General features: G+C 70.4%; 17 protein-coding genes. 7 read left to right on the top strand and 10 right to left on the bottom strand.

Features of this window, described 5'->3' with window-relative positions; translation table 11 throughout:
• The 3 genes from ACFPQ9_RS07280 to ACFPQ9_RS07270 form a co-directional block, all read right to left on the bottom strand.
• The coding region (locus tag ACFPQ9_RS07280) for an FG-GAP repeat domain-containing protein (RefSeq protein ID WP_380848319.1) at positions 1–1,116 on the bottom strand (1,116 nt) is incomplete at its 3' end.
• A gap of 35 nt (positions 1,117–1,151) precedes the next feature.
• Entirely contained in the window at positions 1,152–2,642 is a 1,491-nt protein-coding gene (locus tag ACFPQ9_RS07275) for an FG-GAP-like repeat-containing protein (protein WP_380848316.1), read from the bottom strand.
• Positions 2,643–2,731: 89 nt separating this feature from the next.
• Positions 2,732–5,389: an FG-GAP-like repeat-containing protein gene (locus tag ACFPQ9_RS07270; RefSeq protein WP_380848313.1), complete on the bottom strand. Its 2,658-nt coding sequence runs from the start codon at positions 5,387–5,389 to the stop codon at positions 2,732–2,734.
• Positions 5,390–5,846: 457 nt separating this feature from the next.
• Between ACFPQ9_RS07270 and ACFPQ9_RS07265 the strand changes: the two genes are divergently transcribed.
• Positions 5,847–6,848, top strand: a complete 1,002-nt coding sequence (locus ACFPQ9_RS07265) for a LacI family DNA-binding transcriptional regulator (protein ID WP_465269555.1) — start codon at positions 5,847–5,849, stop codon at positions 6,846–6,848.
• Positions 6,849–7,033: 185 nt separating this feature from the next.
• Here ACFPQ9_RS07265 and ACFPQ9_RS07260 read toward each other — a convergent pair whose 3' ends face one another.
• The 4 genes from ACFPQ9_RS07260 to ACFPQ9_RS07245 form a co-directional block, all read right to left on the bottom strand.
• Positions 7,034–7,876, bottom strand: coding sequence for a carbohydrate ABC transporter permease (locus tag ACFPQ9_RS07260; protein ID WP_380848307.1), 843 nt, complete (start codon positions 7,874–7,876; stop codon positions 7,034–7,036).
• On the bottom strand, positions 7,866–8,828 hold the full coding sequence (locus ACFPQ9_RS07255) for a carbohydrate ABC transporter permease (protein ID WP_380848304.1): 963 nt from the start codon (positions 8,826–8,828) through the stop codon (positions 7,866–7,868). Before ACFPQ9_RS07255 ends, ACFPQ9_RS07260 begins: the two co-directional genes overlap by 11 nt.
• Positions 8,825–10,189, bottom strand: a complete 1,365-nt coding sequence (locus ACFPQ9_RS07250; protein ID WP_380848301.1) for an ABC transporter substrate-binding protein — start codon at positions 10,187–10,189, stop codon at positions 8,825–8,827. The genes ACFPQ9_RS07255 and ACFPQ9_RS07250 overlap by 4 nt, the downstream gene beginning before the upstream one ends.
• An 86-nt stretch (positions 10,190–10,275) precedes the next feature.
• Entirely contained in the window at positions 10,276–11,367 is a 1,092-nt protein-coding gene (locus ACFPQ9_RS07245; protein WP_380848298.1) for a glycoside hydrolase family 172 protein, read from the bottom strand.
• Positions 11,368–11,601: 234 nt separating this feature from the next.
• Here ACFPQ9_RS07245 and ACFPQ9_RS07240 point away from each other — a divergent pair, with 234 nt between their 5' ends.
• Positions 11,602–13,080 (top strand): FGGY-family carbohydrate kinase, encoded by a 1,479-nt coding sequence (locus ACFPQ9_RS07240; RefSeq protein ID WP_380848295.1) that lies wholly within the window; start codon positions 11,602–11,604, stop codon positions 13,078–13,080.
• A gap of 65 nt (positions 13,081–13,145) precedes the next feature.
• Positions 13,146–14,783: a fucose isomerase gene (locus tag ACFPQ9_RS07235; protein WP_380848292.1), complete on the top strand. Its 1,638-nt coding sequence runs from the start codon at positions 13,146–13,148 to the stop codon at positions 14,781–14,783.
• A gap of 64 nt (positions 14,784–14,847) precedes the next feature.
• On the opposite strand, the gene ACFPQ9_RS07230 is transcribed toward ACFPQ9_RS07235, so the two are convergent.
• Positions 14,848–15,720 carry an SDR family oxidoreductase gene (locus tag ACFPQ9_RS07230; protein WP_380848289.1) on the bottom strand — a complete coding sequence of 291 codons (873 nt, stop codon included), beginning with the start codon at positions 15,718–15,720 and terminating at the stop codon, positions 14,848–14,850.
• Positions 15,721–15,907: 187 nt separating this feature from the next.
• Here ACFPQ9_RS07230 and ACFPQ9_RS07225 point away from each other — a divergent pair, with 187 nt between their 5' ends.
• The 4 genes from ACFPQ9_RS07225 to nrfD all read left to right on the top strand — a co-directional run bounded on the left by ACFPQ9_RS07225 (position 15,908) and on the right by nrfD (position 22,481).
• Positions 15,908–17,062 (top strand): FUSC family protein, encoded by a 1,155-nt coding sequence (locus ACFPQ9_RS07225; RefSeq protein WP_380848286.1) that lies wholly within the window; start codon positions 15,908–15,910, stop codon positions 17,060–17,062.
• Between the two features lie 255 nt (positions 17,063–17,317).
• Positions 17,318–20,575, top strand: coding sequence for a formate dehydrogenase (fdh, locus tag ACFPQ9_RS07220; protein WP_380848283.1), 3,258 nt, complete (start codon positions 17,318–17,320; stop codon positions 20,573–20,575).
• Positions 20,572–21,534 carry a 4Fe-4S dicluster domain-containing protein gene (locus ACFPQ9_RS07215; protein ID WP_380848280.1) on the top strand — a complete coding sequence of 321 codons (963 nt, stop codon included), beginning with the start codon at positions 20,572–20,574 and terminating at the stop codon, positions 21,532–21,534. The genes fdh and ACFPQ9_RS07215 overlap by 4 nt, the downstream gene beginning before the upstream one ends.
• Positions 21,531–22,481, top strand: a complete 951-nt coding sequence (gene nrfD, locus ACFPQ9_RS07210; RefSeq protein ID WP_380848278.1) for an NrfD/PsrC family molybdoenzyme membrane anchor subunit — start codon at positions 21,531–21,533, stop codon at positions 22,479–22,481. The genes ACFPQ9_RS07215 and nrfD overlap by 4 nt, the downstream gene beginning before the upstream one ends.
• 4 nt (positions 22,482–22,485) lie before the next feature.
• On the opposite strand, the gene ACFPQ9_RS07205 is transcribed toward nrfD, so the two are convergent.
• A complete protein-coding gene (locus ACFPQ9_RS07205) occupies positions 22,486–22,662 on the bottom strand; it encodes a hypothetical protein (RefSeq protein WP_380848276.1) in 177 nt (58 codons plus the stop codon).
• 123 nt (positions 22,663–22,785) lie between these two features.
• Positions 22,786–24,312 (bottom strand): FAD-dependent oxidoreductase, encoded by a 1,527-nt coding sequence (locus ACFPQ9_RS07200; RefSeq protein ID WP_380848274.1) that lies wholly within the window; start codon positions 24,310–24,312, stop codon positions 22,786–22,788.
• Between the last annotated feature and the right edge of the window lie 30 nt (positions 24,313–24,342).

The following is a 24,342-nucleotide window of genomic DNA, read 5'->3' as shown; positions in this document are numbered from 1 at the left end:
GGAGAAGGCGACGTAGACGTCGGCGGTGCTGCCCTGGGTGAAGGTGATCAGGTCGTCCTCGCCGTCGCCGTTGACGTCGCCCAGGGCTGGGAACTCGCCTGCCGGGGCGAAGAAGTCGTTCCAGACGCGTGCTTCGCCGAAGCCGTCGCTGCCGTTGGACAGGGCGACGTACACCTTGGCGTCCGCGTCATGCGTGAACGTGACGATGTCGTCCTTGCCGTCACCGTTCACATCACCGACCGCCGGGACCTCGTGGCGCTGGGCGAAGAAGTCGTGCCAGACGGTGGCGGGGCCGAAGCCGTCACCGTTCGAGAGCGACACGTACACGTCGGCCTCGGGGCCGTGCGCGAACGTGACGACGTCGTCCTTGCCGTCGCCGTTGAAGTCACCCGAGAGCGGGGTCTCGCCGCCGGGTGCGAAGAAGTCGTGCCACACCTTGGCGCCGCCGAACTCGGTTCCGGTCGACGGGGCGACATAGGCGTCGGCCTCGGCGTTCTGGGTGAAGGTGACGACGTCGTCCTTGCCGTCACCCGTGAAGTCGGTGGGGCCGCCGCCGAAGATCCCCGCCATGCGCTCGGCTTCGCCGAGCAGGGCGCGTGCCTTGGCCTCGGCTTCGTCGTAGCGGGTCGGGAACGCGGAGCGCTGCACGCTCTGGGCGAGCTGACCTGCGCTGTAGCCGGGGTTCGCACGGTCGTTGGCGATGGCACGGGTGACGAACTGGGTCGCCGCGTACCAGGGGTCCATGATCTGCTCGACGGTGCCCCAGCCGTAGCTCGGGCGCTGCTGGAAGACGCCGATGGAGTCCTTGTCGCCGCAGGGCAGGTTGTTCATGTGGGACTCGACCCAGCCGGCCTCGAACGCGGCGAGGGTCACCTTGGCATTGGCGTGGTGGGTGCGGGCGACGCGCAGGACATCCACTATGACGGCCGGGTCGTGCGTGGCCGGCACGGCGCACGCGGCGTCCAGGACCTCGGCGTTGGCCATGTTCTTCGGGGGGTTCGCCGGCACCGGGTCGGCCGCCCGGGCGGGGGCGGCCAAGGCTATGCAGAGGCCGGCAGCCGAGAGGAACGCGACGCACGAGGACAACAGGGTGCGGTGATGTCTGGGACGGGACATGGGTGTGCCCTTTCGGAGGTGTGTTCCGGTGGGGTTCAGAGACTGGTTTCGCCGGGGGTGCCGAAGAACTCGTGCCATTTACGGCCGTCCACGAAGGCGTTGGTGCCGTTGGACAGGGCGACGTAGACGTCCGCCTCGGCGTTGTGGGTGAAGGTGACGATGTCGTCCTTGCCGTCGCCGTTGTAGTCGCCCAGATACGGGAACTCGCCGTTCGGGGCGAAGAACTCGTTCCAGAGCCGGCCGCCGTCGAAGCCGCTGCCGTGCGAAAGAGCCACGTAGACGTCGGAGTTGGCGCCTTGGGTGAAGGCCACGATGTCGTCCTTGCCGTCGCCGTTGACGTCGCCGACGCGGGGCTGTTCGGTGCCGGGGGCGAAGTGTTCGTTCACCAGTTGGCCGGGGGCGAAGGTGTTTCCGTCGGAGAAGGCGACGTAGACGTCGGCGGTGCTGCCCTGGGTGAAGGTGATCAGGTCGTCCTTGCCGTCGCCGTTGACGTCGCCCAACGCCGGGAACTCGCCTGCCGGGGCGAAGAAGTCGTTCCAGACGCGTGCTTCGCCGAAGCCGTTGCTGCCGTTGGAGAGGGCGACGTAGACCTTGGCGTCCGTCCCCTGGGTGAAGGTGATGATGTCGTCGTTGCCGTCGCCGTTGACGTCTCCGACGGCGGGGACCTCCGCGCCCGGCGCGAAGTGCGAGTGCCAGACGGTGGCGCTGCTGAAGCCGTCGTCGCGGTGGGACAGGGCGACGTAGACGTCGTTCTCGGCACCGCGGGTGAAAGTGACGATGTCGTCTTTGTCGTCGCCGTTGAAGTCGCCGGTGAGCGGGCTCTCGCCGCCGGGGGCGAAGAAGTCGTGCCAGACCTGGGCGCCCTCGAACTCGCTCCCCGTCGACTTCGCGACATACACGTCGGCCTTGTCGTCCTGGGTGAACGTGACGATGTCGTCCTTGCCGTCACCGTTGAAGTCGGTCGGGGAACCGGCGAGCATCGGCGGGGGAGTTCCGCAGTTGCCGCTGGTGTGGCGGGCGGCGGTGCTGCTGTAGGGGAGGGCTACCCGGTCGATGACGATCGGCATGTTCTGGCCGTCCGCCTCCTGCTCGTAGTGCAGATGCGGTCCGGAGGACTGGCCCGTGCTGCCGACCTTGCCCAGTTCGTCGCCGGTGCGGACGTACTGGCCCTTCGTCACGGAGATGCGGTCGAGGTGCGCGACCAGGCTCGTCCAGCCGCCGCCGTGGTCGACGCGGACGTGGTTGCCGTATCCCGAGCTGTTGGGCATGGGCACCACGTCGACGACCGTGCCGGATGCCGAGGCGAGGGCCGGGGTGCCGAGGTCGGCCGAGCCCGCGATGTTGAAGTCCAGCGCGTTGTGGACCTCGGTGGAGTGGTGGTAGTAGTCCCGCGTCTGTCCGCAGGGCCAGGGCGCCCGGAAGTCGGGGCGGGGGCCGGCCGCCGAGGCCGTCGTCGTGGGGAGCAGGGTGGCGCCGGTCGTCAGTAACGCGGTGATCAGGACCAGGCGCACGGGCCGTCTTCGCATGGCGTTCCCTTCGTTGGAGGTGGGCGTGTGGGATCCCGGGGGCGCGCGGTGGTGCTGAGGGGAGCGCGCCCCCGGGAAGTCATCGGGGGTCAGAGAGAGATCTCGCCGGGGAGGCCGAAGAAGTCGTTCCACTTCTTCCGCTCTCCGAAGGCGGTGCCGGACGACGGCGCCACGTACACGTCCGCTTCGGGGGTGTGGTCGAAGGAGACGACGTCGTCCTTGCCGTCGCCGTCGTAGTCGCCGACGTACGGGTAGGCGCCGGGGCCCGAAACGGCGTCGTGCCACACGCCCTTGGCGGCGAAGCCGTCGCCGTCGGACAGGGCGACGCGCACGTCGCCCGCCGCGTCGGCCGTGAAGCTGGCGACGTCGTCCTTGCCGTCGCCGTCGAAGTCCCCGACACGTGGCAGTTCGGCCCCGGGGGAGAAGCCGGTCAGGACCTTGCGGGCGGCGGCGAAGGAGTCACCGGTGGACAGGGCCACGTAGACAGCGGCCTCCGCGTTCTTCGTGAAGGTGATGATGTCGTCCTTGCCGTCACCGTTCACGTCCCCTACGGCGGGAAACTCACCGGCCGGAGCGAAGTGGTCGTGCCATTTCCCGCCCGTGCCGAAGGACTGGCCGGAGGACAGGGCGACATAGACGTCGGACGCGTTGTCCTGGGTGAAGGTGACGATGTCGTCCTTGCCGTCACCGTCGAAGTCGCCCACCGCGGGCGCCTCTCCGCCCGGTGCGAAGTGGTCGTGCCACTTCTGGCCGGTGCCGAATCCGGTCCCGCTGGACGGCGCGACATGGACGTCGGCCGCCGTGCCGTGGGTGAAGGCGACGGCATCGTCCTTCCCGTCGCCCGTGAAGTCGCCCGTCAGCGGGGTCTCGCCGGCGAGGGCGAAATGGTCGTTCCACTTGCCGCCGCCCGTGAAGGCGGTGCCGTCGGACGCCGACGCGTACACCTCGGCGGCCGCGTTCCGGGTGAAGGTGACGATGTCGTCCTTGCCGTCCCCGGTCACATCGGTCGGCGAGCCGCCGAGCATGACGCCGCCCGCGTTGCCGTAGTACACCTCCAGCTCCGCGAGGGACGTGAACGTCTTCTCGCCGCCCGGCCGGCCGACGATGCGGACACCGTCGCCCGCCGTCGGGTCGAAGGAGAAGGTGTACGTGCGATGGGCGCCGGCCGTGTTGTCGTACGGGTAGTCGGGTCCGACGCGCCGGCCCGAGACGTCGACCCACTGGTTGTCGCGGCGCACCTGCACCCGCAGGTCACCGGCGAACCAGCCGCCGTCCGGGAACATGTCACCGGTCGTGTAGACGACCTTGTTCATCAGGTACTGGCGCGGCCAGGTGTACCCCCACCAACTGGCGCCCTTGCGCTCGTCGTTCCAGTCGTCCTCGCTCTGGTCGCGGTTGCCGTCGGCGTAGCCGGCGTCCTTGCCGAAGTGCGCGGCCCGCTGGACGGGTACGGTGCCGGGCTCCCGGGCGAGGTTGCGGCCCGGGTCGGCCGCGTTGCCGGGAGTGGAGTCGCGGTGCGGCTCCAGGCTCATCCTGCGCAGGGAGAAGGTGTACGCCCAGTGGTCGCCGTTGGGGTAACCCCCGCCGCACGGACAGACGTTGGACTGGAGCCACATCGACTTGCCGTCGGCGCTGATGTACTTCGACGGGATCGTGGTCGCGTAGCCGCCGTGCTTGGTGTGGGTCCACGGGTAGCCGCCGAAGTCCTTCGTGGCGAAGTGCTTCCAAGGGCCCCAGGGGGTCGGGGACTCGTAGAACTCGAAGGTGTACTCGGTCCACGAGGTGTAGATGTACCGGTTCAGCGGCTTGTTGTAGACCACGCCGCCCTGGCTGAGGGTGGTCATGTTGCGCGCCCGGCCGGGCGTGAAGACGTCCTGGTAGATGTGCCGGTCGTCGTGGAGGACGGGCTTGCGCCGGGAGATGTCCGTGGACCAGGTGGGGTTGCCGGCGGCGTCGGTGCCGGCCATGTACTGCCAGGCGTCCTCGTCCATGACCGAGGTCCTGGGCACGCGCGCCAGGTACAGGTCGACGGGGTCGGGCACGCTGTCGTCGAAGGAGTCACGCCAGTTGTGGTCCAGGCCGTAGGCGTAGACGTAGTCGTCGGGGGCGTTGACGTAGTTCTTGCCGTAGTCCAGGAACATCACCGTGGTGAAGACCCCACCGCCGAACATGGCCCCGTCGCGGTCCCAGCTCCAGGTGCGGCCCTTGTCGGTGGACTTGGCGATCGTGGCGGACGGCGCGTCGTTGAAGTCCATCGCCAGGTCCTGCACGGCGAGGTAGAGGTCGCCGCCCACGCAGGCCATACCGGTGGGCTTGCGGTTGTGGTCGGCGTTCCAGATCTGGCTGACGTCCGTGGAGAGCTGGGAGCCGCTCAGGCCGCCGGGCATACCGGAGATCTTGGCGACGCCGATGTCGCTGTACCGGCCGCCGAAGCCGACCCCGTCGCCGTACGCCGTGTAGACGTTGTCGTCGTCGGCCCAGCAGTTGGGCCAGAGGTCACCGTGGTTCTGGTTGTCGCCGACCGCGGGTGCGCCCACGGTGGCCGCGGGATCCACCGCGACCGTCGAGAAGAAGTCGCTCGCCGGCGGGGAGGCGACGGCGGCCGCGAGGGGCGGCGCGGCCGAACTCCCCGGCGCGGCCGAGCTCTGCGGCACGGCGGTCAGCGCCGTGCTCAGTACGAGGAAAGCCGTGGCCAGGGCACGGCCCAGGGTCCTTGCCGGTCTGGGAGGTGGGGCAGCTCTGCGCATGACTGTGCTCCCGTGAGGGGTGAGATCGTCCAGCGATCTCGAAATCGATTTCAGCGGGACGGTACAAGCGGGCCATGTGCGCGTCAACTAACCTTGCAGGGATGGCAGTTCGGTAGGAATCGGGCACTGCTGTCATTTTGTCGTGGGCCCGCATGGGGAGGTGGGTGCGCGCGGTGGCGGGTGCTCCGCCGGTCCACTTATTCCAGGCCCTGGTCAGGGGTCTGTCGCGCAAGTGGTGTGCCGCCCGCCCGGATCGTTGGCGGATACATGTGAAATCGATTGCAGAAATTTCTCGTGTCGCGTACAAATATCAAGGCCGTGCCCCTGCGATCTCCGACCGGAGTGCGCCCGAGGACCAGGGGGAAATCCATTTCACCCCCAGGTAGAGTCAGAGAACCGGCGCGGCGGCCCCCGCGGTGGACGAAAGGTGTGGACACGAGTGGTGACGATTCAGGACGTGGCACGTGTCGCGGGGGTCTCGCCGGCGACGGTGTCGCGGGTCTTCAACGGCGGCAAGGTCACGCCCGCCCGTGCCGAGTCCGTACGGCAGGCCGCCGCCGAGCTGGGCTTCGCCCCGAACCGCCTCGCCCGGTCCCTGCGCAAGCAGCAGTCGAGCGTGATCGGGCTGATCATCCCGGACATCGAGAACCCGTTCTTCACCTCGCTCGCCCGGGGCGTCGAGGACGCGGCCCAGCGCACCAGCATGTCGGTGGTCCTGTGCAACTCCGACGAGGACGTGGAGAAGGAGCGCCGCTACCTCGACATCGCCGTGGGCGAGCACATGGCGGGCGTCATCGTCGCCGCGGCGTCCCGTGACCGCACCGACCTCGCTCCGCTGATCGCGCGGGGCATGCCCGTCGTCGCCGTCGACCGCCGCCCCCACGACGCCGACGTCGACGCCGTCATGGTGGACAACCAGCACGGCGGCGAGGTCGCCACCCGGCACCTTCTGCGCGCCGGATACCGGCGCGTCGCCTGCATCACCGGACCGGCCGGCGCGTCCACGGCCGAGGAGCGCCTGGCCGGCTACCGCTCGGCACTGCGCAGCGAGCTCGGGGGCGACCTCGGCGGGCCGGAGGCGCGGGAGGCGTACGTACGGTACGGCGACTTCCGGGTGGAGGGCGGCCGGTCCGCGATGCGGGAGCTGCTCGAACTGCCCGAGCCGCCGGATGCCGTGTTCGTGGCCAACAACCTGATGAGCGTGGGCGCGCTGGAGGCGCTGCGCGAGGCCGGGCTGACGCCCCCGGAGGTCGGGGTGCTGTCGTTCGGCGATGTGCCGTGGGCGCCGCTGATGCAGCCGTCGCTGACGACCGTCGAGCTGCCGTCCTACGATCTGGGGCGCACCGCCTGCGAGTTGCTGCTGGCGCGGATGGCGGGCACGGCGGGGTTGCTCCAGACGGTGGTGCTGCGGACGACGCTGCGGGCCCGGGGCAGCACGGTGGGTCCTGCGGACGGCTGAGCCGGGGTCTGGGGTGCCGTTTCCGTGACAGTCGGCGTGCGTGGTGGTTGCCGCGATAGGTCGTCGGTCGTCTGCGGCGCCGTTGTGGCTGGTCGCGCAGTTCCCCGCGCCCCTGAGGGGGTTGGCGGACCGGGAACTCGAAAGGCCGCCGGGGTTCTCCCCGGCGGCCTTTGTCTTCGGGCTGGTTACTTCAGGCCCGATGTCTTGATCGACTCCACGATCTGTCGCTGGAAGGCGAAGAAGAGCGCAAGCATCGGCAGGGCGGCCACGGTCGCCGCCGCCAGGATGTAGTTCCAGTTCGAGCCGTACTGCGTCTGGAACGACGCGATGCCGAGCTGCACGACGGTCAGGCTCTGGTCGTTGGTGGCGACCAGGGGCCAGACGAAGGCGTTCCAGTTGGCCAGGAAGAAGAACACGGCCAGGGCCGAGAGGATCGGCCGGGACATCGGCAGGACGACGCTCCAGTAGACCCGCCAGTGGCCGCAGCCGTCGAGGACGGCCGCCTCCTCCACTTCCTTGGGCAGCCCCAGATAGAACTGGCGCAGCAGGAAGATGCCGAAGGCGTTGAAGATCGCGGGGATGATCAGTCCCGCGTAGCTGTCCAGCAGGCCCAGTTCACGGACCACCACGAACAGCGGGATGAGCACCACCGGCGCGGTCACGAGGAGCGTTGAGAAGATCGCCAGGAAGATCTTCTCGCGGCCCGGGAACCTCAGCCGTGCCAGCGCGTACGCGGCCATCGAGTGGAACAGCAGCGCGACGATCGTGATGACGGCCGAGATGAAGAAGCTGTTCCAGAGATAGCGGGCGAACGGCACCTCGGTGAAGACGTAGACGAAGTTGTCGAACGTGAACTCGCGGGGGATCAGGCTGCCGTCGGTCACCGTCGAGCGGGACTTGAAGGCCGCGGAGACCATCCACAGGACGGGCAGCACGCTGATCACCGACACGACGATCGCCAGGACCGTCAGGCCGGCGCGCCCGGACAGCGGCCGGCGTCCGCTCGCCGTGGTCACTTCACTCGCCATCGTCGAACCTCCCGCCTCTCGTGAACTTGAAGATCACCACGGAGCAGATGACCATGATCAGCACCAGGAACGAGCCCATGGCCGAGGCGTAGCCGTACTCGCCGAATCCGAATGCCTGTTGGTAGATGTAGAAGATCGCCAGCGAAGTGCCGTTGGCGGGGCCGCCGTTGGTGAGGGCGAAGACCAGGTCGAGGCCGCCGGTGATGGCGGCGACCGCCGACATCAGCAGCACGAAGAAGCTGGTGGGGCGCAGCAGCGGCCAGGTGATGGTGCGGAACGTGGTCCACGGTCCGGCGCCGTCGATCTTCGCGGCCTCGTAGTACTCGGTGGGGATCTCCTGGAGCCCGGCCAGGAAAATGATCATGTAGTAGCCCATCATCACCCAGACCATCACGGCGATGACGCAGCCCAGGGCCAGGGTGGGGTCGCCCAGCCAGGACTCCCCCTCCAGCCCGAGCGCCCTGAGGCTCCGGTTGACCGCGCCGACCTGCTCGTCCAGCAGGAACTTCCACAGCACGCCGACGACGACGAGACTGATGACGTACGGCAGGAAGAGCAGGGTCCGGTAGACGCCCATGCCGGGCAGCTTCTGCTTGACCAGCAGGCCGAGGGCGAGGCTGACGCAGAAGAGCACCGGGACGAGTACGACCACGTACAGGCCGGTGACCTGCATCGAGTCCCAGAAAAGCGGGTCGTTCAGCATGCGCTGGTAGTTGCCGAGCCCGACCCATTCGTACGAGCCGAACCCGCTGACCTGGAAGAAGCTCAGCACGATCGACAGCACCATCGGGACGGCGACGAAGATCAGCAGTCCCAGCACGTCCGGCGCCAGGAAGAGGCCGGCGGCGAGCTGTTCGCGGCGCTTGCGGCTCATGCCGGGCCGGGTTTTCGCGGGTGTTCTGGCCGCGGGCGTGGCCGTGGCCGCGCGGTCCTGTGCGGCGACACTGCTCATACCAGGCTCGCCCCCTTGTAGCTCTTGGTGTAGGCCGCGATGGACTCGGCGGCCCTCTCGGTCTCGCTCGCCACGCCGCGGCCGGCGAGCATGGTGCCCTGGATGGCGTCGGAGATCGCCTTGTAGACGACCGGTGGATAGCGCGGCTCGGCGCGTCCGGCCGGGGAGATCTCGTCCTTGAACTTCTTCATCGCCGCGGAGTCGTAGCCGCCCTTGGCGGCGCCTCGCTCCAGGGCGCTGGTCCTGGGAGCGATGTCGGTCTTGGCGACGGTGCACCAGTCGACCATGCGGTCGATCGACTCGTCGCTCGTCGAGCCGAGCGCCCAGGCACAGAACTCGGCGGCCGCCTCGGGGTCGCGTCCCTGGGCGTTGGCGCAGAAGGACCAGCCGCCGAGCGCGGTGGTGTATTCGCCGCCGGGCGGCGTGGGGAGGTTGAACAGGCCGTAGCGGAAGTCGGGGGCGTACGCCTTGAAGCTCGCCACCTGCCAGATGCCCTGCTGCCACATGGCGACGTTGCCGGACTTGAAGGCGCTGATGACGTCACCGGCGGCGGGCAGGGTGCGCGGTGTGATGCCGTGGCGCACCGCGTCCTGCCAGAACTGCAGCGCCTGGCGCGCGGCCGGCGAGTCGAAGGCGACGTTCCCCTTCTTGTCGAGGACGTCACCGCCGCCCTGCCACATGAACGGGTACCAGGTGAAGTTCTGGTAGTAGCCGGGGTTGGTCTCGAAGCAGAGCCCGGCCCGGGTCCTGGTGCGCAGCTTGTCGCCGATGTCGAGCATCTGGTCCCAGGTGGTGGGGATGTCGGCCTCGGACAGGCCTGCCTTCTCCCAGACGTCGACTGCGTAGAACATCGCCAGCGGTTCGATCTCCATGGGCAGGGCGTGGACCCTGCCGTCGACCGTACGGCTGTCCAGGGCGCTCCCGAAGTCGGCGATGGTCTCCTTCTCCAGGTGCGGGGTGAGGTCGGCGAGGATGCCGCCGTTGTAGTAGCGGAGGAAGTCGCCGGGGCTGAGCAGGAAGATGTCCGGGCCCTGTCCGGCGGCGAACGCGGAGGGCACCTTGAAGCCGTTGAGATAGGTCGGCTGCGGGAGGTGGACGAGTTCGATCTGCCGTTTGTGCGTGGCGTTCCAGCGGTCGACGGTGTCGACGAACCACTTGGACTGGGCGTTGACCGCCGGGTCGGGCGACCGCTGGGGTCCGTAGAAGTTCCAGAACTGAAGGGGGCCGTCCTTCGCCTGTGCCGTGCCGCACCCGGTGAGCAGGGCGGGGGCCGCGGTGGCGGCGCCCGCGCCGGCCAGCGCGGTGAGGAATCGGCGGCGTGACGGAGCCGGGTGCCCGGCGTCTTTGCCGTGCTGGAGCATGCGCGCGCTCCTGTCGGAGATGAGAGATGAGGAAGGTGCCCGGCGAGCGGGCGGGGAGATGTCTGACCTGGCTCGGGGACGGGCCGTCAGTCGACTTCGAGGGTCAGCAGGTCCGGCGTCCCGGGCCGGGAGTCGCTCGACGGAGCGTCCAGATAGAACAGCGAGGTGCTCGCGATGTCGTCGCTGGTGTGGCGGTAGCGGTGCGGCAGGCCGTTGCCCTGACCGGGGCCGATGCCCAGGCTCTGCACCGTCACGCGCAGATCCGTGGCGAAGTGGATCGGGTCCAGGACGTGCCAGCGGTACATCCCGAACCGCTGCTGGCTGGCGTACAGGCCGTCGGGACGCAGGATCTGGTTCAGGCCGAGGTACGGCGTGGTGTACGCGGTGTAGCCCTGGCCGGGCACGTCGAAGTTCCAGGCGCCGCCGAAGTAGTCCTCCGTGCCGGTGCCGCAGATGGTCGGGTACTCCTCGTCCCCGTCGAGGAAGAACTTCAGCTCGCCCTCGCCCCACCAGCCCGGGCTGTTGACACCCCACGCCAGGTAGGTGCCGACGTAGCTGCCGGAGCCGGTGACACCGTCGAGCAGGGTGTGCACCTGGCCGAACGGCACCGGGTGGCTGCGGCGCCACTGGGCGTGGAAGTAGGTGGCGTCCTCGGGGACTTCGCCGAGCTCGTAGTCGACCTGGTAGTAGAGGGTGACCTGTTCGGCCGAGAGGTTCTCCAGGGTGATCCGGGCGGCGCGGTGGAACGGCATCGGCCAGTAGGCGTTGAACCCGCCGTTCGGGTTGGCCGCGACGGGCACGGAGGAGACCTGGCTGAACTTGTTCCACCCGTTGCAGAAGAAGTCGCCGAGCGGCACCTCGACCGCGGGGTCGTCCTCGCCCTCCCAGTACACCCGCAGCAGCGTGGAACGCCAGGCGGCGTGCGGGGCGGTGGTGCACCACAGGTGGCGGATGGTGCCAGGACCCTCGATGTCCGCGAGGGTCGCGGTCGCGCCGGCCGCGATGTCGATGCTCGGCGAGATCTTCCAGCCGGGGCCGAGCCGGGAGGCCGCCACGGCACCTGTTCCCTCGGCCGCCCTGCCGCCGCCCGACTTGGCCCCGGTGAAGTTCTCGGCGCTGATGGAGCGGCTGACGGCGTGTGCCTTGCGGGCCAGGCCGTCGAGTCCAAAGGTCGTCATGTGTTCTGCTCTCACGGGGTGAGGTAACGGGTGTGGCCTTTGCGCGCCCCGGCGGTGCCCGGGGGACGCGGAGGATGGCTCAGAGTCGTCGTTCTCAGCGTCTGAAATCCATTTCACGGAAACGTAGGTAGAGGTCAGGGTCCTGTCAAGGCATCCGGGTCAATAATCCGTTGCCGCGGCGGGGTTGCGGCATCGGGTCTTGACGTTGAAATCGATTTCTGTCAGCGTTCGCGCATGCTTCGCAACGCAGTCATCGGTGTCGACATCGGCACGTCCAGCAGCAAGGGGGTCCTGGTCGGGCTCGACGGCACCCTGCTGCGCTCCGCCGTCAGGGAGCACACGCCCGCTCGGCCGGGGCCCGGCCGATTCGAGATGGACGCCTCGGTGTGGTGGCGTGAATTCACCGAGCTGACCCAGGAATTGACCGCGGCGGCGGATGCGACCGTGGTGGCCGTCGGGGTGAGCGGCATGGGCCCCTGCGTCCTGCTCGCCGACGAGCACGACACACCGGTCCGTCCCGCCGTCCTCTACGGCGTCGACACCCGCGCGGTCAGCCAGATCGAGCGTCTCCAGGACGAGTTGGGCGCAGAGGAGATCATCGGCCGCTGCGGCTCCGCGCTGACCACCCAGGCCGCCGGGCCGAAGATCGCCTGGATCGCCGAGCACGAGCCCGAGGCCTACGCCCGCGCCCGCCGCCTGTACATGCCCAGCTCCTGGCTGGTCAGACGGCTGACCGGCGCCTACGTCCTCGACCACCACTCCGCCAGCCAGTGCACCCCGCTGTACGACACCACCGCGCAGGCCTGGTACACCCCCTGGGCCGACCGGGTCGCCCCCGGCATCGAACTCCCGCCGCTGGCCTGGTCGAACGACAGCGCCGGCACCGTCACCGAGGAGGCCGCCCGCCGGACCAACCTCCCCGCGGGCATCCCCGTCACCACCGGCACCATCGACGCCTGGGCCGAGGCCCTGAGCGTGGACGCACAGCGCACCGGCGATTTGATGCTGATGTACGGCACGACCATGTTCCTGATCCACACCGTGCCGAAGCCGCTCACCAGCCCGTCCCTGTGGGGCACCGTCGGCGCGCTGCCCGGCACCCGCAACCTGGCCGGCGGCATGGCCACCTCCGGCGCGGTGACCAACTGGCTGCGCGACCTGTTCGGCGCCACCGACCACCCCGAACTGCTGCGCCTCGCGGAGGCCGCCGGGCCAGGCGCCAACGGCCTGCTGATGCTGCCGTACTTCTCCGGCGAGCGCACACCCGTGATGGACCCGCAGGCACGCGGCGTGATCGCCGGCCTCACTCTCTCCCACACCCGCGGCGACCTATACCGGGCCGCCCTGGAGGCAACCGGTTTCGGCGTCCGCCACAACATGGAGGTCCTGCGGTCCGCGGGCGGCGACATCCGCCGCGTGGTCGCCGTCGGCGGCGGCACCCAGGGCCCGCTGTGGACCCAGATCGTCTCCGACATCACCGGCAGACCGCAGGAACTGCGCGCCACCTCCATCGGCGCGAGCTACGGCGGCGCGCTGCTCGCCGGCCGGCTCGTCGCCGACGTGTCGATCGACGACTGGAACCCGGTACGGCGCACCGTGACACCGCGCCCCGAACACACCGAGCGCTACGAGGAGTTGTACGCCCTCTACCGGCGGCTCTACCCGGCCACCGCGGACGTGGTCCACGCACTCGCGGACCGTCAGGACCGCTGACCCCGGCCGCTGCCGGCGCATCCGCGCATCACCCTTCCGAACGACACTCATGGAGAACGCACCGTATGAGCACCCCCTACACCCTTCCGGCCGCCCACCCGACGCCCACCGCCGAGCCCGGCACCGTCTACACCGTGGCCAGCGGTGACCTGCGGCCCAGCGCCAACGTCACCTGCTGGCCCACCCAGGAGAAGCTGGAGAACGACCTCACCGCCGCCCTCACCGACCTCGGCCGCACGGTCCACCGCGGGCACCCCTACGACCCCGGCAAGGGACATGGCTTCATCGACAGCCAGCGCGCCGGGATCGAGGTCTTCAAGAACATCCCCAGGGACGCGCCGCTCATCGTCGTCGAGGGCGTCTGGCAGTACAGCCACCACGTCCTCGCGGGCCTGCGCGACCATCGTGGCCCGATCCTCGTCGTCGCCAACTGGAGCGGCGAGTTCCCGGGCCTGGTCGGTCTGCTGGGCCTCGCCGGCAGCCTCACCAAGGCGGGCGTCGCGTACTCGGTGCTGTGGAGCGTCGACTTCACCGACCGGTGGGCGCGCGACGGACTGCGCACCTGGCTGGAGACCGGCACGCTCGCCCATGACACGAGTCACGTCCGCGACCTGCCGCCCCTCCCCGAGGACCCGGAGACCGAACTCGGCATCGCGCTCGCCCGCCGTCTCCGCGACGAGAAGGCCGTCATCGGCGTCTTCGACGAGGGCTGCATGGGCATGTACAACGCCATCATCGACGACGAGTTCCTCAACCCGCTCGGTATCTACAAGGAGCGCCTCTCGCAGAGCGCCCTGGTCGCCGAGATGAAGCAGGTCTCCGACGAGGAGGCGCTCGCCGTGCGCGCCTGGCTCGACGGCGCCGGCATGACCTTCCACACCGGCACGGACGAGGCCACCGAACTCACCGACGCGCAGCTGCTGAGCCAGTTCAAGATGTACATCGCCGCCCTGCGCATCTCCGACGACTTCGGTCTGGACGCCGTGGGCATCCAGTACCAGCAGGGCCTGAAGGACACCGTTCCGGCGAGCGACCTGGCCGAGGGCCTGCTGAACAACGTGCAGCGCCCACCCGTGCTCAGCCGTGACGGCTCCCGCGAGCTGTACGCCGGGGCGCCGCTGCCGCACTTCAACGAGGTCGACGAGGGCGTCGCCGTCGACTCCGTCGTCACCAACCGCATATGGACGGCGATGGGCCTCGACCCGGCCACCACCCTCCACGACGTGCGCTGGGGCGAGGAGTACGAGGGCCGCTTCGTCTGGGTCTGGGAGATCTCCGGCTCGGTGCCCGCCTCCCACAACGGCGGCTACGACAAGTCCTGGAGCATGCGCCAGCCGCCCATGTACTTCCCGCTCGGCGGCGGCACGCTCAGCGGTGTCTCCAAGCCGGGGGAGGTCGTCTGGTCCCGGGTGTTCCTGATGGACGGCCGCCTCCATGTCGACCTCGGCCGCGCGAGCGCGATCGAACTTCCCGAGGAGGAGACGAGGCGCAGGCTGGCGGCCACCACCGAGCAGTGGCCGATCATGCACGCCGTACTGCACGGCGTCACCCGCGACCAGTTCATGGCCCGCCACAAGGCGAACCACCTCAACGTGGCCTACGCCCCCGACGCGGAGACCGCGGACAAGGCCCTGTGCGCCAAGGCCGCCTTGTTCGCCGAACTCGGCGTCGAGGTCCATCTGTGCGGGGACGTGCGGCTGTAAGGGTCGGATCCGGCCGCCCTGCGCACCTGCCCGCAGGCGGCCCCGGACATCCGTCGGCCGGCTGTCAGGGCAGGGGGGTGCCTCCGGTGGCGTTGAGGATCTCCGCCGTGATGAAACTGGCCCGCGACGAGGCGAGGAAGACGTAGGCGGGCGCCATCTCGGCGGGTTGTGCGGGCCGGCCGAGCGGGGCCTGCTTTCCGAACTCGACCGTGTCCGGCATCGTCGCCGGGATCAACGGCGTCCACACCGGCCCGGGCGCCACGGCGTTGACCCGTATGCCGTCACCGGCCACCATCTGCGCGAGCCCCTGTGTGAAGGTCACGATGGCGCCCTTGGTCATCGCGTAGTCCAGCAGGTGTGGGCTGGGCTTGTAGGCCTGAACGGATGTGGAGTTGATGATGGAGCCGCCCGCCCGCATGCGCGGCAGAGCCATCTTGCACAGCCAGAACATGCCGTAGAGGTTCGTCCGCACGACCCGGTCGAACTGCTCCGTGGAGATCGCTCCGATGCCGTCCGGCTGCGACATCTGGTAGGCGGCGTTGTTGACGAGGACGTCGATGCGTCCGAACTCGTCGACAGCGCGGTCCACCAACTGCCGGCACGCGTCCTCCGTACGGATGTCGCAGGGCACGGCGACGGCCTCGCGGCCCGCTTCCTCCACGAGGGCGGTGGTCTCCTCGGCGTCCTGTTTCTCGTCCGGCAGGTAGGTGAAGAGAACATCGGCGCCCTCGCGGGCGTAGGCGAGCGCGATGGCCCGGCCGATGCCGGAGTCGCCGCCGGTCACCACCGTCTTGCGGTCGGCGAGGAGACCACTGCCTTCGTAGGAGTCCTCGCCGTGGTCGGGCGGAGGGTCCATGGGTCCGGTCCAGCCCGGGTGTTGCTGGTCCTGGGCGGGAAAGTCGGGGCGGGGGTGCTTGCGGGTGGGGTCCTCGGTCATGAGTGCCGACCTCCCTACGGGGAGGGGAAGGGTGTGGATATACGTCAGACGTCTTCTTCGCGCTGGGTGCCCAGCCCTCAGTGATCCACACACATTTCGAGCAGGGGCTTTCCGGCGTCGCACGGTGACCTCGTGAAAGTCGCCGTGGGCGCGTGTGTTCCACCTCTGGAGTGGCACCTGCTGTCCCATGGAGTGGGTGCGTAGGGCGACACAGCAGGTCCGGCACCGCACCGCGGCAGCCGTGCTCGCGGTGCGGCGGGCGTGGGCCGGGCCGGGCCCCGAGCGGGACATGGCCGTGCAGGCCGGGAAGGCCGCGCTGGCCGCCTGGGTGGCGTGGGCGGTCGTGGGCTGGTGGCTCCAGGCTCCGATGGCGTTCGTGGCGCCATGGGTCGCGGTCTTGCTGGTGGAGTCGACCGTGTACCGGTCGGTGGCGCACGGGCTGCAGCAGCTCGCGGCGATCGCGGTGGGTACGGTGATCGCGACGGTGGTGGCACTGCTGCTGGGCAGCACGATGGTCACGATGGCTCTCGTCCTTCCGGCGGTGCTGCTCCTGGGGCAGTGGCAGCGCCTGGGAAGTCAGGGCATCTACGCCGCCACCGGTGCGCTCTTCGTGCTGACCGGCGGCCAGGTGACCGTCACCTCGGCGGCCGCACGCATCGCCGAGGCGGTGTTCGGCGCCCTGGTCGGCGTGGTGGTCAACGCGCTGATCCGCCCGCCGGTGTACTGGCGTGACGCCCGCTCCGCGCTGGACTACACGGCCGGTGAGGCGCAGGAGATTCTGACCGCGGTGGCCGACGGCCTGGCCACGGGGGAGTGGGACGGCCACGTGGCCCGGGACTGGCACGAGCGCGCGCTGCGCCTGAGCCGCCTGGTCGACCGGACCCGGTCGGCGATCGGCTGGGGCCACGAAAGCATGCGCGTCAATCCGGGCGCGCGCCGTGAACGGACCTCTCACCCCTCCGCCGAGGCGTACGCGGACGCGGTGCTCGTGCTCGACCACGTCGCCGTCCACACGGCGGGCGTGACCCGGACGGTGTGCGAGGCCGCGGACAGCGTCAAAGCGGTTCCGCCCACCGCTGGGCTCACCCGCGCCTACGCGCGTTTCCTCCGGCACACGGCGCACACCATCGGGCTGTACGGCCGGAGCCGGCTCGACCCGGAAGGCCGCGACGGCTCGGCGGTGGAACGGCTGCGAGAGGCGGTCGGAGAGCTGCACGGCACGCTCGAGGCATTTCGCCGGCAGCTCCCGCGAGGCGTGCCGGACGACCCGAACGCGCTGGTGATCTACGGAACGCTGCTGGCGCAGGCACATCGCCTGACCGATCAACTCGTCAAGGTCTGACACGAAGGCAGCACGCTTCTCCCGGGCTGCCCGGGGAGCTCGCCTGGTGAGGTCGATGAAGGCACCTCACCATGGTCGTATGAGGAAGGAGAGGTCCCATGCCGGCCGGATCGAGCTCCCCCCGAAGTCGGCGTCCCAACGGGGCGGGCAGCGCTCGCACAGCGGCGCGCAGGGCCCGACCGGCAGGGTTTTGACGGGACGGGCCAGGGATACCCGCCACCACGCGTGAGCGAGGAAGGGACAGGACCCGGAACCATGAACGCCTTCGAACCGTTGCGCCGCTGGCCTGTCTACCGTCAGCTCACCGGCGCCGACCCGCTGGGGCGAGGCCGGGCCGCCACGTCCCGGCACAGCGAGTCCCTGCGCCCGCGCACGGCCACCGCGGACCGGGTGGTGAAGTCCGTCTGCCCCTACTGTGCGGTCGGCTGCGGCCAGCAGATCTACGTCAAGGACGACCGCGTCGTACAGATCGAGGGCGACCCGGACTCCCCGATCAGCCGGGGCCGGCTGTGCCCCAAGGGGTCGGCGACACTCCAGCTCACCACCGGCTCAGGCCGCCGCCACCAGGTCCTGTACCGGCGCCCCTACGGCAGGGAGTGGGAGCCGCTCGACCTGGAGACGGCGATGGACATGGTCGCCGACCGGGTGATCGAGACGCGCCGGCGCACCTGGGAGTGGGAGCACGAAGGGCTGCGCACCGCGCGCACCCTCGGGATCGCCAGCCTGGGCGGCGCGACCCTCGACAACGAGGAGAACTACCTGATCAAGAAGCTGCTCACCGGCCTCGGCGTGGTGCAGGTGGAGAACCAGGCCCGGGTCTGCCACAGCTCGACCGTCGCCGGGCTCGGCACCAGCTTCGGCCGCGGCGGCGCGACCACCTTCATGCAGGATCTCCAGCACGCCGACTGCATCGTCATCCAGGGCTCGAACTTCGCCGAGGCCCACCCCGTCGGCTTCCAGTGGGTGATGGAGGCCAAGGCGCGCGGCGCCACCGTCATCCACGTCGACCCGCGCTACACCCGCACCAGCGCCCTCGCCGACCTGCACGTCCCCCTCCGCGCGGGCAGCGACATCGCCTTCCTCGGCGGGATCATCCATCACGTCCTGAGCGAGGAGAAGGACTTCCGCGAGTACGTCGTCGCCTACACCAACGCGGCCACGATCGTCGGCGAGGACTTCCGTGACACCGAGGACCTGGACGGCGTCTTCTCAGGGCTGGACGAGGAGAACCGGCACTACGACCCGTCGACCTGGCGCTACGAGGACGAGCTGGTCCAGCAGCCGACGGGCGAGGTGGACGAGCAGTACGAGGAACGCGTCGGCGGCGGTGCCCCCACCCCCGGCGGCTCGGAGGCCCACGGCTCCGGCGGCGCCCAGGCCCATCCGGCCCCCGCCCGTGACGAGACGCTCCAACACCCCCGCTGCGTCTACCAGATCCTCAAGAGGCACTACGCCCGCTACACCCCCGACCTCGTGGAACAGGTCTGCGGCGTCCCCAAGAACACCTTCCGCCGGGTCTGCGACGCCCTCACGGCCAACTCCGGCCGCGACCGCACCAGCGCCTTCGTCTACGCCGTCGGCTGGACCCAGCACTCCACGGGCTCCCAGTACATCCGCGCCGCGAGCGTCCTCCAACTGCTCCTGGGCAACATCGGCCGGCCCGGCGGCGGCATCCAGGCCCTGCGCGGCCACGCCTCCATCCAGGGCTCGAGCGACATCCCCACCCTGTTCAACCTGCTCCCCGGCTATCTGCCGATGCCGCACGCCCACGCCCACGAGACGTTCGACGACTTCATCACCGCCAGCCGCACCCGCAAGGGGTTCTGGGGCGACATGCGGGCCTACTTCGTGTCCCTGCTCAAGGCCTACTACGGCGACGCCGCCACCGCCGCCAACGACTACTGCTTCGACCACCTGCCCCGTCTCACCGGCTCCCACAGCACCTACGACACCGTCATGGCCCAGCTCGACGACGTGTGCAAGGGCTACTTCCTGATGGGTGAGAACCCCGCCGTCGGCTCCGCCAACACCCGCCTCCAGCGCCTGGCCATGGCCCACCTGGACTGGCTGGTCGTCCGCGACTTCTCCCTGATCGAGTCCGCGACCTGGTGGCAGGACGGCCCCGAGATCGAGACCGGCGAACTGCGCACCGAGGACATCGGCACCGAGGTGTTCTTCTTCCCCGCCGCCGCGCACACCGAGAAGTCCGGCTCCTTCACCAACACCAACCGCTGGCTGCAGTGGCACCACGCCGCCGTCGAACCCGAGGGCGACGCCCGCAGCGACCTGTGGTTCATGTACCACCTCGGGCGCCGCGTGAAGGAGCGCCTCGCCTCCTCCACCGACCCCATGGACCGCCCCGTTCAGGATCTGACCTGGGACTATCCGGTTCACGGCCCGCTGGCCGAGCCGATCGCCGCCGCCGTGCTGGCCGAGGTCAACGGCCACGGCCCGGACGGCGCCCCGCTCACCGCCTACACCGAGCTCAAGGACGACGGCTCCACCCGCTGCGGCTGCTGGATCTACTGCGGTGTCTACGCCGACGGCGTCAACCAGGCGGCCCGCCGCACACCGCACACGGAGCAGGACTGGGTCGCCGCCGACTGGGCCTGGGCCTGGCCCGCCAACCGGCGCATCCTCTACAACCGGGCCTCCGCCGCCCCCGACGGCACGCCCTGGAGCGACCGCAAGGCGTACGTGTGGTGGGATCCGGACGCCGGGCACTGGACCGGGCACGACATCCCCGACTTCGTCCCCGACCGGGCGCCGGATCATGTGCCCGCCGACGACGCCACCGGGCCGGACGCCCTGCGTGGCGACGACCCCTTCATCATGCAGGCCGACGGCAAGGGCTGGCTGTACGCCCCCGCCGGCCTGGAGGACGGCCCGCTGCCGACCCACTACGAGCCGCAGGACTCGCCCTTCACCAACGCCCTGCACCCCCGCCGCTCCCGCTCCCCGGTACGGCAGTTGCTGCCGCGCGAGGGCAACCGCTACCACCCCAGCGGCGACGAACCCGGCGCCGACGTCTACCCGTACCTCGTCACCACCCACCGGCTCACCGAGCACTTCACCGCGGGCGGGATGAGCCGCTGGTCGCCGTACCTGTCCGAACTCCAGCCGGAGTTCTTCTGCGAGATCTCCCCGGACCTCGCCGCCGAACGCGGACTGGAACACGGCGGCTGGGCGACCATCGTCACCGCCCGCAACGCCGTCGAGGCACGGGTCCTGGTCACCGAGCGGATCATCCCGCTGACCGTGCAGGGCCGCACGGTCCACCAGATCGGGCTGCCCTTCCACTGGGGACCCAACGGAGTCGCCCCGGGCGACGCCGCCAACGAACTCGTCGCGATCGCCCTCGACCCGGACTCCCACATCCAGGAGGACAAGGCGCTCACCGCCGACATACGCCCCGGCCGCCGCCCGAGGGGACCCGCGCTGCCCGCACTGGTCGCCGACTACCGGCGCCGCGCCGGCATCACCGCCGCCACCGGAACGGAGCGGGGACGATGAACCTCTTCGACCGCGACCTGTACACCGGCCACCAGCTCAGCGGCCCGGAACCCGATCCGGCGGGCGACGCCGGCCACCCCGACCCGCCGCCCCGCACCGGCTTCTTCACCGACACCTCCGTCTGCATCGGCTGCAAGGCGTGCGAGGTCGCCTGCAAGGAGTGGAACGCCATCCCCGACGACGGACTGGCCCTGACCGGGATGTCGTACGACAACACCCAGGCACTCGGCGCCTCCACCTGGCGGCATGTGGCCTTCATCGAGGAGAAGGTGGAGCGGGTGGCGGAACCGGCGCCGCCCGCGCCGGAGGGCCGCACCGAGCTGCCCCTCGCCGACACGTCCGGCGCCGGCCCGTCCGCCCCGGACACCGGCGAACTGCGCTGGCTGATGTCGTCGGACGTGTGCAAACACTGCACCCACGCCGCCTGTCTCGACGTCTGCCCCACCGGTTCCCTCTTCCGCACCGAGTTCGGCACGGTCGTCGTCCAGGAGGACATCTGCAACGGTTGCGGCTACTGCGTCCCCGCCTGCCCCTACGGCGTCATCGAACAACGCCCCGCCGACGGCAGGGCGTTCAAGTGCACCCTGTGCTACGACAGGCTGGGCGCCGGACAGGAACCCGCCTGCGCCAAGGCCTGCCCCACCGAGTCCATCCAGTACGGCCCCCTGGACGAACTGCGGGAGCGGGCCGCCGCCCGTGTCGACCGGCTCAAGGACGAGGGCGTGCCCGGCGCCCGGCTCTACGGCGCCGACCCCGACGACGGTGTGGGCGGTGCGGGAGCGTTCTTCCTCCTTCTCGCCGAACCCGAGGTCTACGGCCTGCCGCCCGACCCGCAGGTCACCACTCGCGACCTGCCCGCCATGTGGAAGCACGCCGCCCTGGCGGCCCTGTCCCTCTCCGCGAGCTGCGCGGCCTCGTTCGCGCTGCCCGCTCTGCTCCGGAAAGGACGCGGCCGATGAGCCCCCGCAGGCGGCGCGGCGAACAACTGATGGTGGACCGGGCCGAGTTCACCTCCTACTACGGCCGCCCCGTCATCAAGCCCCCGTCCTGGTCGGCACGGGACATCGCCGGCTACTTCTTCCTCGGCGGACTCGCCGGCGCCGGTTCGGTGCTGGCCGCGGGCGCCCAGCTCACCGGCCGCCGCAGGACCGCCACCGCGATGAAACTGTCCTCGCTGACCGCGGTGTCGCTCTCCGCGGCGGCCCTGGTGCACGACCTGGGCCGTCCCGCCCGCTTCTCCCACATGCTGCGGGTGGTCAAGCCGACCTCCCCGATGAGCGTGGGTTCCTGGCTGCTCGCGGCGTACGGACCCGCCGCAGGGACCGCCGCCCTCAGCGCGGTGACCGGTCGCGCGCCCAGGGCGGGCGCCGCCGCCACGGGTGTGGCGGCGGCACTCGGCCCGGTCCTCGCCGCATACACCGCCGTGCTGGCCGCCGACACCGCCGTTCCCGCCTGGCACGGCGCCCACCGTGAACTGCCCTACCTGTTCGCCGCGTCCGCGACCGCGGCCGCCTCCGGCATGGCGCTGGTCGCGGCACCGCGCGGCGAGAACGCCCCGGCGCGGTGGGCAGCCGGCATCGCGGCCGCCGGCGACATGATCGCGGCCACGGCTGCAGAACGAGACCTGGGGCCGCTGGTCGCGGAGACATGGCGTCAGGGACATGGGGGACGCCTGCTGCGGGCCGCGCGCGTGCTGACCCTGGCCGGCGGAGCGGGCGCCGCGCTCCTCGCCGGACGCGGCCGTCCCGCCGCCGCGGCGAGCGGCCTCGCGCTCCTCGCGGGCTCCGCCTGCACCCGCTTCGGCGTCTTCGCCGCCGGGATCACCTCGGCACAGGACCCCAAGTACGTCGTCGTACCGCAGCGCGCCCGCCTGGACGCCCACGATGCGCCGAACAGGCAGCCGTAGCGGGTCAGTCCTCGCCCCGGACGATATTCCACTCCGCGCTCGCGCGAGCCTGACGTGGTGAGCCCGTGTCCTCGACGGCGGCGATGCAGGTGCGGATCACCTTGCCGCGGCGATGACGGGACTTCGTCCAGCCGGTCTCGGGCACGTGCAGGACTTCCTTCTTGAGGGTGCGCGCGGTCACGGCGCTTCAACTTCTCTCTGGATCTCTGGATCTCTGGATCTCACTGCGAAAGGAGCCTGAACGGGCTCCTGATGACGTGCCGACCGAGTTCCCACGGGGCCCAGCCGGAAAACGTCGCCCGCCTCACAGGTCGCGCTTCTTCAGCGGCCGCACCGCGGGTCCCTGGAGGACCTGGCCGTCCGGGCCGAAGCGGGAGCCGTGGCAGGGGCATTCCCATGCCCCTTCCGCGCGGTTGAACGCCACCACACAGCCGAGGTGGGTGCAGCAGGCCGAGACCGCGTGCAGTCGGCCGTGCTCGTCGCGGTGCACGGCGTACTGCCCCGCGCCCATCCGCACCACGGCACCGTCGCCCCGGGCGATGTCGTCCGGTGCCGGCCCGGTCAGCGGGGGTATCCGGTCGCCGACGAAGTGCCGGGCCACCTTGGCCTGATGCTTCAGGAACGCCGCTCCCTCGCGTACGACGGGGACCAGCCGCCGGGGATCGTAGAGGCCGCTCCACTCGACCGTGCGCCCGGTCATGAGGTCGCTCAGCAGCAGGCCCGCCATGATGCCGCCGCTGAGACCCCAGCCGCCGAAACCGGTCGCCACGTAGGTGTGGCGGCTGCCGGGGCGGAGCGGTCCGACGAGCGGGACGGAGTCGGTGGAGTCGTTGTCCTGGGTGGCCCATCGATGGGTGAGCGTGACTCCCGGGAAGCGGGCCTCGGCCCAGGCCGACAGCCGCGCGAACCGTTCCTCGACGTCGGCGGTGCCGGGCGTGAAGTGCTCCCCGGTGACGATCAGCAGACGCCGGCCGTCGCCGAGCGGCGCCGTGCGCACGGAGCGCGTGGACTGTTCCGGGGTGATGTACATGTGGCGAGGCGCTCGCTCCTCGTCGATGGCACCGGCCACGACCAGCTCCCGGCGCGGGGACAGCCGTGTGAAGAGCAGGGCCCGGTCGAAGACGGGGTAGTGCGTGGCGACCACGACCTCGCGGGCCCGCACCGACACACCCGCTTCGGTCACCAGCACGCAGGGTCCGCCTTCGGTGAGGCCGACGATCCGAGTGTCCTCGTACACCGAGGCACCCTGCCGTCGCAGATCGTCCGCGAGCGCCAGCAGATACTTCCGGGGATGGAACTGGGCCTGCCCGCCCACCCGGACCGCTCCGGCGATGGGGAAGGGCAGCTCCGTCTCCGCGACGAACTCGGCCGGCAGGCCCGCTTCATGTGCCGCTTCCGCCTCCGCGCGCAACTCACCGACGCGCCGCGGGTCCTCGGCATAGGTGAAGGCCGCGGCCTCCTCCCAGTCGCAGTCGATGTCCAGCTCGTCCACGATGCCTTCCGCGTGCCGGATCGCGGCGCTCTGCGAGCGGGCGTACAGCCGGGCGCCCTCGGGGCCCCGGGTACGGCGCAGGTGGTCGTAGGTCAGGGTGTGCAGGGCGGTGAGTTTGGCGGTCGTGTGCCCGGTGACCCCGGCCGCGAGACGGCCGGCCTCCAGTACGGCGACCTCGCGTCCCCGGCGTGCGAGCTCCCAGGCCGTGCTGAGTCCCGCGATGCCGCCGCCGACCACGGCGATGTCGACGCGCAGGTCGGCGGTCGGCGGGGGAGCGGGGGCGCCCGCCGGTGCGGTTTCGAGCCAGTAGGAGCTCTGCGACACGCGCTCGGTGTTCATGGCGGCCGAGTTCCCCCTCCACGGTCAGAG

Origin of the sequence: Streptomyces coerulescens (assembly GCF_042657965.1) — a bacterium.
Classification (GTDB): Bacteria; Actinomycetota; Actinomycetes; order Streptomycetales; family Streptomycetaceae; genus Streptomyces; species Streptomyces coerulescens.
This window is presented reverse-complemented; position numbering and strand designations above follow the sequence as displayed.

Bases quoted from the DNA above. Each gene is read 5' to 3' on its own strand.
- ACFPQ9_RS07275 (WP_380848316.1), bottom strand. From the start codon at position 2,642: ATGCGAAGACGGCCCGTGCGCCTGGTCCTGATCACCGCGTTACTGACG.
- ACFPQ9_RS07270 (WP_380848313.1), bottom strand. From the start codon at position 5,389: ATGCGCAGAGCTGCCCCACCTCCCAGACCGGCAAGGACCCTGGGCCGT.
- ACFPQ9_RS07260 (WP_380848307.1), bottom strand. From the start codon at position 7,876: ATGGCGAGTGAAGTGACCACGGCGAGCGGACGCCGGCCGCTGTCCGGG.
- ACFPQ9_RS07255 (WP_380848304.1), bottom strand. From the start codon at position 8,828: ATGAGCAGTGTCGCCGCACAGGACCGCGCGGCCACGGCCACGCCCGCG.
- ACFPQ9_RS07250 (WP_380848301.1), bottom strand. From the start codon at position 10,189: ATGCTCCAGCACGGCAAAGACGCCGGGCACCCGGCTCCGTCACGCCGC.
- ACFPQ9_RS07245 (WP_380848298.1), bottom strand. From the start codon at position 11,367: ATGACGACCTTTGGACTCGACGGCCTGGCCCGCAAGGCACACGCCGTC.
- ACFPQ9_RS07240 (WP_380848295.1), top strand. From the start codon at position 11,602: ATGCTTCGCAACGCAGTCATCGGTGTCGACATCGGCACGTCCAGCAGC.
- ACFPQ9_RS07235 (WP_380848292.1), top strand. From the start codon at position 13,146: ATGAGCACCCCCTACACCCTTCCGGCCGCCCACCCGACGCCCACCGCC.
- ACFPQ9_RS07230 (WP_380848289.1), bottom strand. From the start codon at position 15,720: ATGACCGAGGACCCCACCCGCAAGCACCCCCGCCCCGACTTTCCCGCC.
- ACFPQ9_RS07225 (WP_380848286.1), top strand. From the start codon at position 15,908: ATGGAGTGGGTGCGTAGGGCGACACAGCAGGTCCGGCACCGCACCGCG.
- fdh (WP_380848283.1), top strand. From the start codon at position 17,318: ATGAACGCCTTCGAACCGTTGCGCCGCTGGCCTGTCTACCGTCAGCTC.
- ACFPQ9_RS07215 (WP_380848280.1), top strand. From the start codon at position 20,572: ATGAACCTCTTCGACCGCGACCTGTACACCGGCCACCAGCTCAGCGGC.
- nrfD (WP_380848278.1), top strand. From the start codon at position 21,531: ATGAGCCCCCGCAGGCGGCGCGGCGAACAACTGATGGTGGACCGGGCC.
- ACFPQ9_RS07200 (WP_380848274.1), bottom strand. From the start codon at position 24,312: ATGAACACCGAGCGCGTGTCGCAGAGCTCCTACTGGCTCGAAACCGCA.